This window comes from Hufsiella ginkgonis (assembly GCF_009834915.1).
Classification (GTDB): Bacteria; Bacteroidota; Bacteroidia; order Sphingobacteriales; family Sphingobacteriaceae; genus Hufsiella; species Hufsiella ginkgonis.
Genome location: NZ_WVHS01000001.1, coordinates 130,704 through 143,501, shown reverse-complemented (window position 1 = coordinate 143,501; position 12,798 = coordinate 130,704). Strand labels below are relative to the sequence as shown.

General features: G+C 51.0%; 8 protein-coding genes. 5 read left to right on the top strand and 3 right to left on the bottom strand.

Annotated features, from left to right (window positions below; genetic code table 11):
- Nucleotides 1–6: 6 nt before the first annotated feature.
- The 3 genes from GS398_RS00590 to GS398_RS00580 form a co-directional block, all read right to left on the bottom strand.
- Nucleotides 7–1,266 carry a type II toxin-antitoxin system HipA family toxin gene (locus GS398_RS00590; protein WP_160904815.1) on the bottom strand — a complete coding sequence of 420 codons (1,260 nt, stop codon included), beginning with the start codon at nt 1,264–1,266 and terminating at the stop codon, nt 7–9.
- A gap of 3 nt (nt 1,267–1,269) precedes the next feature.
- On the bottom strand, nt 1,270–1,578 hold the full coding sequence (locus GS398_RS00585) for a helix-turn-helix domain-containing protein (RefSeq protein ID WP_160904814.1): 309 nt from the start codon (nt 1,576–1,578) through the stop codon (nt 1,270–1,272).
- 420 nt (nt 1,579–1,998) lie between these two features.
- Nucleotides 1,999–2,577, bottom strand: a complete 579-nt coding sequence (locus GS398_RS00580; protein ID WP_160904813.1) for a hypothetical protein — start codon at nt 2,575–2,577, stop codon at nt 1,999–2,001.
- Between the two features lie 312 nt (nt 2,578–2,889).
- On the opposite strand from GS398_RS00580, the gene GS398_RS00575 reads away from it, so the two are divergent.
- The 5 genes from GS398_RS00575 to GS398_RS00555 all read left to right on the top strand — a co-directional run bounded on the left by GS398_RS00575 (nt 2,890) and on the right by GS398_RS00555 (nt 12,790).
- Nucleotides 2,890–5,079, top strand: coding sequence for a beta-glucosidase (locus tag GS398_RS00575; protein ID WP_160904812.1), 2,190 nt, complete (start codon nt 2,890–2,892; stop codon nt 5,077–5,079).
- A gap of 86 nt (nt 5,080–5,165) precedes the next feature.
- A complete protein-coding gene (locus tag GS398_RS00570) occupies nt 5,166–6,716 on the top strand; it encodes a sulfatase family protein (RefSeq protein ID WP_160904811.1) in 1,551 nt (516 codons plus the stop codon).
- Between the two features lie 136 nt (nt 6,717–6,852).
- On the top strand, nt 6,853–8,127 hold the full coding sequence (locus GS398_RS00565) for a hypothetical protein (protein WP_160904810.1): 1,275 nt from the start codon (nt 6,853–6,855) through the stop codon (nt 8,125–8,127).
- Between the two features lie 3 nt (nt 8,128–8,130).
- The gene (locus GS398_RS00560; RefSeq protein WP_202405909.1) at nt 8,131–9,747 is read left to right on the top strand and encodes a sulfatase family protein; all 1,617 of its coding nucleotides are present in this window, start codon (nt 8,131–8,133) and stop codon (nt 9,745–9,747) included.
- 220 nt (nt 9,748–9,967) lie between these two features.
- A complete protein-coding gene (locus tag GS398_RS00555) occupies nt 9,968–12,790 on the top strand; it encodes a SusC/RagA family TonB-linked outer membrane protein (protein WP_160904809.1) in 2,823 nt (940 codons plus the stop codon).
- Nucleotides 12,791–12,798: the final 8 nt, after the last annotated feature.

Sequence of the window (12,798 nt, the reverse complement as noted above, 5' to 3'; positions counted from 1 at the left end):
TATAGATTATGATTCAACGTAAAACGCGCCGGCCATACGTTCTTGCTCCTGGTTGGCTATCCCTATGTCCAAAGCAAGCTTACGCCATTGGCTTACAATTTTCTTCATTTGAACGAGCAAGTTTGCTGCATCTTTATTAATAAGTCTGAAATGTCTGGCAACGGATAACGCTAGCTCAGGATCCAGCGAGTTGTCATTTTCGGAAATATTAAGCGTTAAGCCGGTGCCGGTTGGAACCGGGTTCATATCATAAGCTGGCGAGAGTTCCCATCCGTCTTTTGTTAGCAGGAAGCCGTGATTCCGCAGGTGGTCATCGGTATTTTTTACCAGGATATTGAACAGCACGCGTTTCCAAAGCTCCTTTAAATTCTCTTTTGGATTATTGCCGTATTGCTGAATAAAGCCGACCAGGTCAAGGTAACTCGCCCCATCATAGTGATCAGCGCCATCGCTGTGCCCGAGCAGTGTCATCGCTGAAGCGAAATGAATCCGCCGGTTTTCGCCTGTTCGGTCAAATCTCCGGGTAATGAATGTGTGGTGGCGACTCGAGAATTTTTGGTGTCGCGCCTCGCTAACTTTTATGCCGCATTCTTTGGCGAGCTGGTGAACCAGCATTTCCCAACCACCGGTATTCACGTCGTCATTGCCACTCGGGAATTTAGCTATCCAAAGATTACCTTGCTGGTCGGTAATACTGGCTTTTGGTCTCGTTCCGCCCAGTGATGAACCGGGGGCCATAAGCATATCGAGCCACTTCAGTTCCTGGTTATCGCTTAGCTTATCGTCTTTTTCTAGTTCGAGAACCGCGTGTTCCAGTTCGCGTAACGATACCCACGGGGGCGCTGCCAGTGACGGATCAGATGCCAAAAATGGGCCTTCCGGGTCTGTTTTAAACCGGAGTCCGCCTATTCTATTGGCATCGTACACACCCAATAGGAAATCCGATTCACCGAATACTGTTGGAGACCGCTTTTCTCTTCTTGCAAAAATGGCCTCCCGGCGTTTCATCAAAACCCTTCCCCAGCGATCAGGAGACGAATCCAGGAACATGCCGAAATTGGGCTTTTCATCACGCACATATTGGGGACCGGCAAACAGCTGAAGGTCAGGATCTAAGTAAGTGCTGGCAGGTTTTTTTAACCAGTCCTGGTCATACTGAAAGCTGAATACTTCCTTGCCGCGCACGGTGTCGGCGGTCAGTTGCCCGATTAAGGTCGCCTTTTCAAGGTCGTCCCAGTCGCCAAATACGAATATTCGTTTTGACATGATTTACTTTTTAGGTGCGCGCTCCTTCGTTATTAATCCAGCATCCTGGAGCTTGCGGCCCAGCTCATCATCGGCACCGAGCTTTAAGAAATCCTGTTCAAGGCCTAGTGAGAAAAGTACCTGGAAATAAGCTCCCATATTTACTGAAGGCGTCCCTCGTTCGATTTGCCAAAGTGTTGCACGACTGATTCCGGCACGCTCAGCTAACTGGGTCGTACTGATCTTACGCCGCAGCCTGGCAAGCTTAATATTCTCTCCGAGGGTATTCATCAACCGCTGAACCTTAGGAAGAAGAAGGGTTGTTTGCTTCATAATGTTTTATATATTAATCAAATATAGAAATATTGTTTAATATATTGAACATTATGCTTGTTATTCCCATTAGTAAGATTCCGTATATGTCAATGTTTGCTATATTAAGGTACAGCGTTGTAAGTTTCGATAGGATAATCGAAAATTTGCCGATTTTTTTGTATAAAAAACACATTCGGCTAGCTATTCATGCAAACAAACGGGCCTCGTGATGACCCGTTTGTTTGATTCAGATGGCTTCTTTATCCTAAACGTTGGTGTAGTCTTTTCATATCCTCGCTCACTTTGATGGTTTTAGTAGTTTTTACTACTTTGGTCAGTAGCTCCGCCGGGCTCACATCGCACTTTTGTATAGAAGATGTAAAGAGATTGGCCTCCTTATAGTTTTTCGGATATCGGGGTTCACTGAACCGGAAGTCCTCAGCAACCGCCCTTGCGAATGGTACGTTTAAAAACCACTTTGCCATTTTGTTCGACATAGCCAGCCGACAGGATAGGGTATGAATACTTAGGCGCATACCCCACGCTGTGCACTCTTACCACTATTTTGTCGTTAACTTTCAGGTCATGTAACTGCTGAAGATCCCTGTTAAACTGCGTAACATTCCGGCCAGACCGATCCGGAGAACAAGTCAGAATATATGCTTCGCCATTAATCCTGACCATCACTCCGACGCCGCCTAACAATGATCCCGGCGGAAGAGAAAGAGAGGTTATCACCGCCTCCATATTGGTAGAATCCTTTACGTATTCCCTTATCTTATCCATGCTGGCATGCACGCTTTTCCCCACAGGGGATGCCTCCCATTCTTTGAATTTGATACCGTCAGGAGAAGCCTCCCATTTTTTCCTGGCCTCAAGACCGGCTTTCCGATCAGCAATAGAAAACGGCTTTCGGGGGGATTTGGGAGAAGTTTCATTTGTACTTTCACGATTAGCAAATACTAATCCGCTCACCACAACCAGCGGTAAGATCAGCGCATAGATGGCTTTTTTCATATGTTTCATATCCTTTCAAATTGATTCAGCGAATCTAGTTTGATATGTTTCGGATCGGACGATTTCAATTGTAAATAAAGATGTAAACTTTGTAAAAATGTATGTTGGATAGGCTTTACATCTTCCGGGAAATGCAAGCAGGTGTGCGGATCATGTTGAAGTTTAAAAAAAGTTGGGGTGAGATTCGGTATCAATGATGTTGTTATATCTTCACTGCTAAGTCAGTCTTCTCAGAAAACGCTTCCTGTAGTCATAAGGCTTAGTATATACAGCCTTTTATATACTCTTAGGATTAACAGACTTTATAGCTACATGATCCGGATGTTTTTCATCGCGAGCCTCGCCCTTGCTACTTTCTGCACCGCAACTGCCCAGGATAATCTCTATGCTTTATGCGATGCGGACTTCAGCCCTATTTCGCTCCGTAAAAATCTACCCGCAGGAGCGGTTTATACCGATCCGAAAGCGTCTGCCGAGGCGCGCGCCACCGATGTAGTGCGGCGGCTTACTTTGGAAGAGAAGATCATGCTCACCGGTGGATGGAAACAGATGCATTTCCCCGGCCTTCCCAGGCTTGGGCTGGCCCCTATTTATTTTTCCGACGCTTCGCAGGGCGTACATGTCAAGAATATTTGTATCCCGGTGGGGAAAACTACCGCCTTTCCTTCCACCCTCGCACTGGCTGCTACCTGGAACGACCAGCTGGCTTACCGCTACGCCCAGGCCATCGGGGAAGAATGCCGCACCTATGGCATTGGCGTGTTGCTTGGCCCGGGCATGAACCTCTACCGCAACTCGGAGGGTGGCCGCAATTTCGAGTATATGGGTGAAGATCCGTTCCTGGTTTCGCGCTTGTCTGTCAACTACGTAAAGGGCGTGCAACAAACAGGTACGGTAGCCACCATCAAACACTTCATCGGTAACGAGCAGGAATTTGCAAGGCATGTGGCCAACAGCGTTATCTCCGAACGGGCACTTCGCGAGATTTATCTTCCGCCCTACGAAGCATCCATAAAAAAGGGAGGAGCATTGGCCGTTATGACCGGAAATAACCTGGTGAACGGCTGGCCTGGCGCTGCTAACAAACCGCTCGTAGCCGATGTGCTGCGCAAAGAATATAACTTTAAAGGAACCGTCATGAGCGACTGGGCGAGCAGCCAGTTCTGGCCCGACAAGCAAAATCTTGAACTGGGTTCGGGACATAGCCTGCTGATGGATAATAACAAGATATTTGCGGATTACGTAATAAGGGAGATCGCCGCCCACCCGGAGAAGAAAGCGGAGATCGAAAAGCAGCTCGGCGACATGGTGCGGCAAAATCTCTATACCTTTTTCAAGGCGGGGCTTTATGATAAGCCTTATCGCGACGCCAGTCTTGCCGGTACGTTCGGGAAGCACATTGCCATTTCGCTAAAAACCGCCGAAGAGAGTATGACCCTGCTGAAGAACGATGATCGCATTTTGCCGCTCACGCCGACGAAGGTGACGAAAATCGCAGTAGTTGGCGCGGCGGAAACGCTGAAGTTGTTCGCTGGAAGAGGTAGCGGCGCCGTGGAAGGTTACGATCATGTAGACTACCTTCAGGGTTTGCAAAAAGTATATGGCGACAAACTTCTGTATAGACCCGATTTAACAGACGACGAGGTCAGATCGGCAGATGCGGTGCTTTGCTTCATCGCCAAGCACGTTCGCGAAGGGGCGGATTTTGCCTATCCTATGCCCGAGGCAGACAAGCTCGTGGCCCGGTATGCGGCCCTTAATAAGAATGTCGTAGTGATCTTTACCGGTGGTAACGGTTTTTCGATGCCTTGGCTTAATGATGTAAAAGGTCTGCTGTTTGCGTACTATGCCGGGCAAAACAGCGGCGATGCCCTGGCGAACATTGTCAGCGGGAAAGTGACGCCTTCAGGCAAGCTGCCGTTTACCATCGAAAAGGAATTTAACGACAGCCCTGCTAAAGATTTCAATAAGATGGCCGACGGCAACTATTACTGGCAGGGCGATAAAGGCTTTTCGCGCCAAATGAGCGATAAGTTCAAGAAAATCGACGTGAACTACAGTGAAGGCATCTATATAGGTTACCGATGGTTTGAGAAAAAGAATATCACCCCGCAATTTCCTTTTGGTTTCGGTCTTTCGTATACCGCTTTTGCGTACGGTCCGCTGTTGGCAGGCGGCGAGGTGCTTACCCGCAACACGCCGGTTACCCTCACTTTAAGCCTTCGGAACACGGGTGCCGCTGATGGTGCGGAAGTGGCCCAGCTATATGTGCAGAAAGCAAATTCCGTCGTCGACCGCCCGGTAAAAGAATTGAAAGATTACGCCAAGCTCTTCCTTAAGGCAGGCCAGAGCGGAAAAGTTACCTTCACTGTCGATTGGGAAGATCTGGCATTCTGGAATGAAAAGACCCATGCCTGGGAGGTGGAGAAGGGTACCTACCAGCTTCTTGCCGGTAGTTCGTCGGCAGAGATCAAAGTCCGGGCCCAAATCAGGGTAAATTAGTTGCAGCGTCGCTGGCGGCCCCGGAAAATTTGGTAAAATAACAACAGAACGAAAAGGAATAACGGGTAACCTATGTCTTTAAAACGATGATCAACTACAGATTCAGCATCTTCGCCGCCCTGATTTTTGTTGTTAGTGCCGCTTCCGTGATGAAAGCGCAACCGGGCGTGGTAGCAAAACCGAACATCATCCTTATTTACACGGATGATCTCGGTTATGGCGACATCGGCGCCAACGGCGCCACACGCGTAAAAACGCCTAACATCGACCGGCTCGCAAAACAAGGGTTGCGCTTAACCAATGCCCATGCCACCTCGGCCACTTGCACCCCATCCAGGTTTTCGGTGCTCACCGGGCGCTACGCCTGGCGAAAATCGGGTACCGGTATTGCGCCCGGCGATGCCAGCCTGCTTATCCCGCCGGGAACCGCCACGCTTCCGGGAATGCTGAAGAAAGCTGGATATCGCACCGCAGTAGTGGGCAAATGGCATCTTGGACTGGGTGGTACGGAAGGTCCGGACTGGAATGCGGACGTTAAGCCCGGTCCGCTGGAAATCGGCTTTGACTATTGTTTCATAATGCCGGCTACCGCCGACCGGGTACCCTGTGTATACCTGGAAAATCATCGGATTGTTGATCTCGACCCGGCCGACCCTATCACCGTTTCGTATAAGAACAAAATCGGTAACGATCCCACCGGCAAGGAGAATCCCGAACTGCTGAAATTGAAACCATCTCACGGTCATGACAATACCATCGTGAACGGGGTAAGCCGCATCGGGTGGATGACTGGTGGAAATAAGGCCCGCTGGATCGACGAAGATATGGCGAACGTATTCACCCATAAAGCGATCAGTTTTATTAAAAATAGCCAGAAAAGTCCCTTCTTCCTTTATTTCGCCACGCACGATATTCACGTGCCCCGTGTGCCCAATTCGCGGTTCGTCGGCAAGAGTGGTATGGGCGCCCGCGGCGATGCCATCCTTCAACTGGATTGGACCGTGGGAGAGGTGCTCAAAGCGCTGGACGATCTCGGCATAGCCGATAATACCTTACTGGTATTCACGAGCGACAATGGTCCGGTGCTCGATGACGGTTACCAGGATCAGGCGGCAGAACTGGCAGGCTCGCATGCGCCCGCAGGCACCTTCCGTGGCGGGAAGTACAGCGCTTTCGAAGCGGGCACGCGCGTGCCGTTCCTGGTACGGTGGCCCGGCAAAATAAAACCGGGCTCGATAGCTGGTGCTTTATTCAGTCAGGTTGATCTCTTTGCATCGTTCGCGGCGCTCACCGGTCAGCCGCTTGCCGAAGGAGAAGCTCCCGATAGCTTCAACAGTCTAGCCGCGTTAACAGGGAAGGCGGCCCCCAGGGCTTATGTGATTGAGCAGTCGCTCAACAATACGCTCAGCCTGATCAGGGGAAGCTGGAAATATATCGAGCCAAGCCGTGGCCCTAAAATTCAGGCCACTACAAATACGGAGCTGGGAAATGACCCCTCGCCGCAGCTATACGACATGAAAACCGACACTGGCGAAAAGAATAACCTCGCTGATGCCCGTTCTGCCGAAACACAGGCACTTGCCGAATTTCTCCAATATGTGAAAAATAGCACGTCCACACGATCAACCAAACACTGATATGAATCGGTTTTTTTTAATTGTCATCCTTTGTGGTTCCAGTTTATGGAGTGGCTTGAACGCCTGCGCGCAAACAGCGCGGGAGAGCATTACGGTCGATGCTTTGAAAGCGCTGGGGACGGTAAGCCCGAATCTCATGGGTTTCAACATTGTATATTGTTACGAGGGCGACAAGGCCTGGGATAGCGGCTCCGGGAAAGTCGGCGAGGAAATGCGACGTCTGAATGTGGGCCAATATCGTTATCCCGGGGGAACGGTGGTCACTAAATATCATTGGGAACGTCCTACCGGGCAGGGCTGGAAAGATACCTGGGACCCTTCATTCGACGCATCGAAAAATACCGGTCCGTCGACGTTCATGGACATCGACGAGTACCTTGAGCTGGTAAAAAAGCATAAAACTGATGCGCTCGTGGGCATTAATATGGGCTCGGGGATGAAGTATAACCGGGTGCAGGATGGGGTTGACGAAGCCATTCGTTTGATGAAGCACTGTATTTCTAAAGGCGTAAAAGTCAAGTATTACTACCTCGACAACGAGCCTTATCAACCGGATGCGAACTTTACCTATACACCGGAGCAGTATGCCGACATGGTGAATATTTACGTTCCGGCGATGAAGAAAATAGACCCCGGTATCAAGATCATCGTCAATACCCAGCCCCGCACCGATGCCTATATACGCCCCTTGCTGAAAAAAGCGGGAAAGAACATCGATTATGTAGACGTGCACATGTACTGGAAGTGGCGGAACGCTACGTTCGCAAATTGGACTTCGGAGCCGGCGATGACGCACCAGGGAAAAGGATCGTATGAACAGCAACGCGGTATCTGGGAAAAAGTGTTCGCCGAAGAAGGGTTTTCGAACATACGCCTGGTGGTGCTTGAATGGAATATCGGCCCTTCGCCGGTAGATGCTGCTCCTACGCACGCTGAGGCCGCACTCATGGTTTCCGAGCAGTTTACACAATATATCCGTTCGGGGTTGTTCATGTCGTGCTTCTGGCCGTTATCCTGGCCGCAGAGTGATTGGACCGCACGCGGATTGTACCCTTCACAAAAAACCTACGAGCCCCTGGAGATGTATCGAATGTTCTCCAGTTTCAGTTCCGTGCTGGGACAAAGCCAGGTCGCCGATTCGCATACCGGGACGCGCCTCACAACGCTGAGTGTAAGGAGCAACGACGGCAAAACGGTGTGGATATATCTCATCAACAAGCACCAGGAGACCGAGCGCGTTATAGCGGACCTGAAAATTGAAGGGATGACGGTTAACCAGGTCGCAGCGGTTTGGGGATTCGACCGTACCGGGCGGGAATTAGGCCGCGAATTGCTTCTTCCAGGTAAAAAAGGCTCCGGCTTTCAAATAAACGTACCTAAAAACGCTTTTGTTAAACTAACCATACGATAATTTATGTCCACAAGGTATACTAGCCGCGAATGGGGCAATTTGCCTTCGGTGCTGCAGGCCGAAATGGTGAAATCCCTCGGTTTTTGCAAAAAAGCTCTTTTGCTCCCGGCACTGTTGCTCCTGGTCGTGCCAGGTTACCTGGCGGCCCAGGTGCCGCAGCTTTTTTATAAACCCATTCCCGGGACGAAACCGCGAAATATCATCTTTATTCTTTCAGATGATCATCGGTACGACTTTATGGGATTTACCGGGAAAGTTCCCGGTTTAAAGACACCGAATCTCGATCGCCTGGCTAACGAAGGCGCACATCTTCAGAATGCCTTCGTAACTACCGCCTTGTGCTCGCCGAGCCGGGCGTCAATCCTTACCGGTCAGTTCGCGCACACGCATACCGTGGTCGACAATGAGACTGCGGCGCCCAAAGGGTTGGTTTTCTTTCCGCAGTACATGCAGAAGGCGGGGTACCAAACGGGTTTCTTTGGAAAATGGCACATGGGCGGCGGAGAAGGAGAACCACGACCCGGTTTCAACCGATGGGTAAGCTTTAACGGACAGGGAACGTATTATAACTGCCGGCTGAATATAGACGGTAAGGTGGTGAATTATCCAGATACGGCCTATATCACCGATATTCTTACCGATCTTAGCCTCGATTGGCTTAAACAACGCGATAAGAACAAGCCATTCTTCCTCTATTTATCGCACAAAGCCGTTCATGCCGATTTCAAGGCCGCCAAGCGGGATGCAGGGCGTTACAAAGACGTGGAGATCCAATACCCGGTATCGATGTTTACTACCGCGACGGATAAAAGCAAGCAATACACCCGCGGCAAACGGGCCGACGGCTCCATGTACACGTTTAATACCGAAGATATTCCGCAATGGGTACGCGCCCAGAGGTACAGCTGGCATGGGGTCGACTACATGTATCACGGGCAAACCGATTTCGACCAGTTTTACATCGACTACCTCGAAACCCTTCAGGGAATTGATACAAGCGTGGGACGTGTATTGAAATACCTCGAAGAGAACGGGCTCAACAAAGAAACGCTCGTAGTATATATGGGCGATAATGGGTTCGCATTCGGCGAGCATGGATTGATCGATAAGCGACAGGCTTACGAAGAATCTATGCGCGTACCGATGCTTGCGCGCTGTCCTGGCCTTATTAAGCCTGGGACGAAGGTCGGCCAAATGATCCTGAACGTGGATATCGGCCCGACCTTCCTCGAACTGGCAGGGGTTAATAAGCCGGCACAGATGCAAGGTGTATCGTTTCTCCCTCTACTGAAGGGCCGGCAGGTTCCCTGGAGAAGTCAATTCTGCTACGAATATTATTGGGAAAGCAATTTTCCGCAAACGCCCACGCAGTTCGCGATCCGGACTGACCAGTACAAATTTATTCGCAGCCAGGGCATTTGGGATATTAACCAGTTATACGACATCAAAAAAGATCCCTACGAGGTGAACAACCTGGTCCGAAAGCCCGAATACCAGCAATTGATCCAAAAGCTGAATATCGAGCTCTTTAAATGGCTCGAAGAAACCGATGGATTGCAAATTCCGCTCAAACCGGTGCTGGAACGAAAAAAGGATCATATCTACCGCGGTACCTGGTAAGGCCCCGGTATGTTAAGTTAGTATTACACTTTTCTTAAGGCAGCGTTAAAGCTGCCTTTTTTTAGTTTATAAGGGCATTCCCGGCGTCTCCGCGTAAATATTTTATGGACGCAGTTAGTAGATGGCGGCCTTATTTTACCTCTACCTGTATACATAACACAATACCCCCTAACACACACATTTATAATTCTTAGCAACGCGATCCATTAAGGAGATCTGTATGAGAAAAAAACTGCTTTTTCGCTCCAAAAAAACCATTTATTCCTGTCTTTTGGCTTCCGGGGTTTTGCTGGCCGGCAATTCCCGGGCGGCTTTTTTCCAGGATAGTACGCGCGCCTCGTCGCCGGCAAAAGATACCGCCACGATCAAACCCACGGTTCCCGTCCTTTATTCGCAGCAGCCGCGCGACCGCGTAGTGGGCGCCATCGGGTACCTGGACGGTAAAACGCTGGAAAGCGCACCGGTGAGCCTCCTGGCCAACGCCTTTACCGGCAGGCTGGCCGGGTTGTACAGCAGCCAAACGAACGGCGCACCACGTTTCGACAACCCGGTGCTCAGCCTGCGCGGACGAAATCCACTGGTGGTTATTGACGGTATTCCCCGCTACAACCTCACCAATGGCGACCAGGCGTTGTTGGACGTACTGAATGTAAATCCTGAGCAGATCGAATCGGTGTCCCTGCTGAAAGACGGGCTTTCATCGGTCATGCTCGGTAACCGTGCGATGGACGGTGTGCTCATGATCACTACCCGGGCCAAAGGAACCGCCCAAGGATCAACGATCTCGGTGACCGGGCAGGCAGGCTTACAGTCGGCCATTGGGATGCGAAAGTCACTTTCATCGTACGATTTCGCCAGCCTTTACAACGAGGCGCTGGCCAACTCTGGCTTAGCACCGGTATACACGCCGGCGCAGCTCAGCGGCTACCAGAACGGTACGGACCCGTATATGTTTCCCAACGTAGACTGGCAGCATGCGGCGATGCGCGACAACGCGCCGTTACAGCGCTATACCGTCAACGCGGGCGGCAACTACTCGAACGTGAAGTATTTCCTGTCGCTTGATTACCAGAATCAGCAGGGACTTTTTAAGGAAAGCCCCGCGTTCGCCTACGGTACCAATATCAACTACAACCGCTATGTATTCCGCTCGAATATCGAGTTCAATGTGGACAAGAACATGTCGTTGTTTGCCAACCTGTTAGGCAATATGCAGGACTATGTTCAGCCAGGGGTAGGTTATGCCCCGATAATGAATAATATACTGGTGACGCCGAATAACGCAACGCCGGTTACCAATGTACAGGGCTCGCTGGCTGGCTCCAGGGTATATCCGACGAATCCTTACGCCGACGCGACCTCCAGCGGTTACCTGAAGAACAACTTGCAGGCCGCTTCGGTGGATGTGGGATTGAAGCAGAAGGCCGATGGGATCATCAGGGGCTCCTGGATCAAAGGCTTACTTTCTTACAGCCCATCGTATGAACATGCAATCGACCGGTCGAGGGGATACGACGCCTTCAATTATCCTGTGGCCAGCGACACGACCAGGTACCTGCGCGTGAGCACTAAATCCGAACAACCCAATACAGATGCTGTAGTGGCGCGGTTCCAGCAGGCGTATTTCGAACTATCAACCGGCGTAGACCGTACGTGGAATAACAACGGTCTTTCGGCGCTGGTACTGGCCAGTTACGATAATGGTCAATCGAACAGCGATTTGAACCAGGTTTATAAAACGCTGGCGGCGCGCGTGAATTACAGCTACGATCGTCGCTTTGTATTCGAGCTTGCGGGCGCCTACAGCGGCAATAACCGGTTCGGCCCCGATAACCGGTTCGACTTCTATCCCGCCGCCGGTTTCAGCTGGCTTCTTCATAACGAAAGCTTCCTGAAAGACAGCAGGCTGTTCAGCGAGCTGAAGTTACGTGCATCGTATGGCAGGGTAGGCAATGCCAATCCCGGGTATTATTCTTACCGCCAAACCTATGCCGGGGGTGGTACCTATTACTTCGGCGGTAGTGCCACCAGCGTCGGTGGTATCGCCCCGGGAGCGGTTGCCAACCCAAACCGTACGGTGGAGAAAGCCGATAAACTGAACCTCGGCCTCGACCTCGGGTTTGCCCGTCAGCGCGGATGGCTGAACATCGATTATTATAACAACAAACAGTTTGACCTGCTGCAGGTGAGGGGCGATAATTCGGCGGTGTTCGGAAATACCTACCCGGTAGAGAACCTGGGCAAAAATCGCTATTCGGGCATCGAGCTCAATACCGGCTGGAGTGACCACGCAGGCCCATTGACCTATAACATCTCCGCGAATTTGTCTACTGTAAGCAGCAAGATCCTCTTTAACGACGAAGCGCAGCAGGCTTATTCCTGGATGCAGCGTACCGGCAGCCCGGTGAACCAGATAAGGGGATATGTAGCCGAGGGTTTCTTCAGCAGCGGGAACCTCGGCGCTGCGGCTATCGAAGGTTACACGCCCGTAGCCGGCGATGTGAAATACATGGACCTGAACTCGGATGGCGTGATCAACGCCAGCGACCAAAAAGTGATCGGCAATGACAAGGCACTGATGTTTTACGGGGCTTCGGCCGGCATCAGGTTTAAGGGTATCGACGTCAGCATCCTGTTCCAGGGCGTGAAAAACCGTGATATTCTGACCACGGGCGACTACCAGTTCGCTTTCGGCTCGAACGGCAAAATGAATGCTTACGAGCGCGCGCTCAACCGCTGGACACCTGCAACCGCTGCAACGGCAACCCTGCCGCGCGTCACTATCGCGTCAAACCCGAATAACTTCCTGACCTCTTCATTGTATGTGCGAAACGGTGATTACGTGCGCCTTCGCAACGCGGAGATCGGCTTTACGGTGAACGGCAAATACCTGCCTTCGTCCGTGATCAAGGGACTGCGGATTTTCGTGAACGGGCAAAACCTGGCCACCTTCTCGAAATACAAAGATGCCGACCCCGAAAACTACACCAGCCTTTACCCGATCCAGCGGATCATTAATGGAGGCTTATCGGTTAAACTTTAATGTGACGA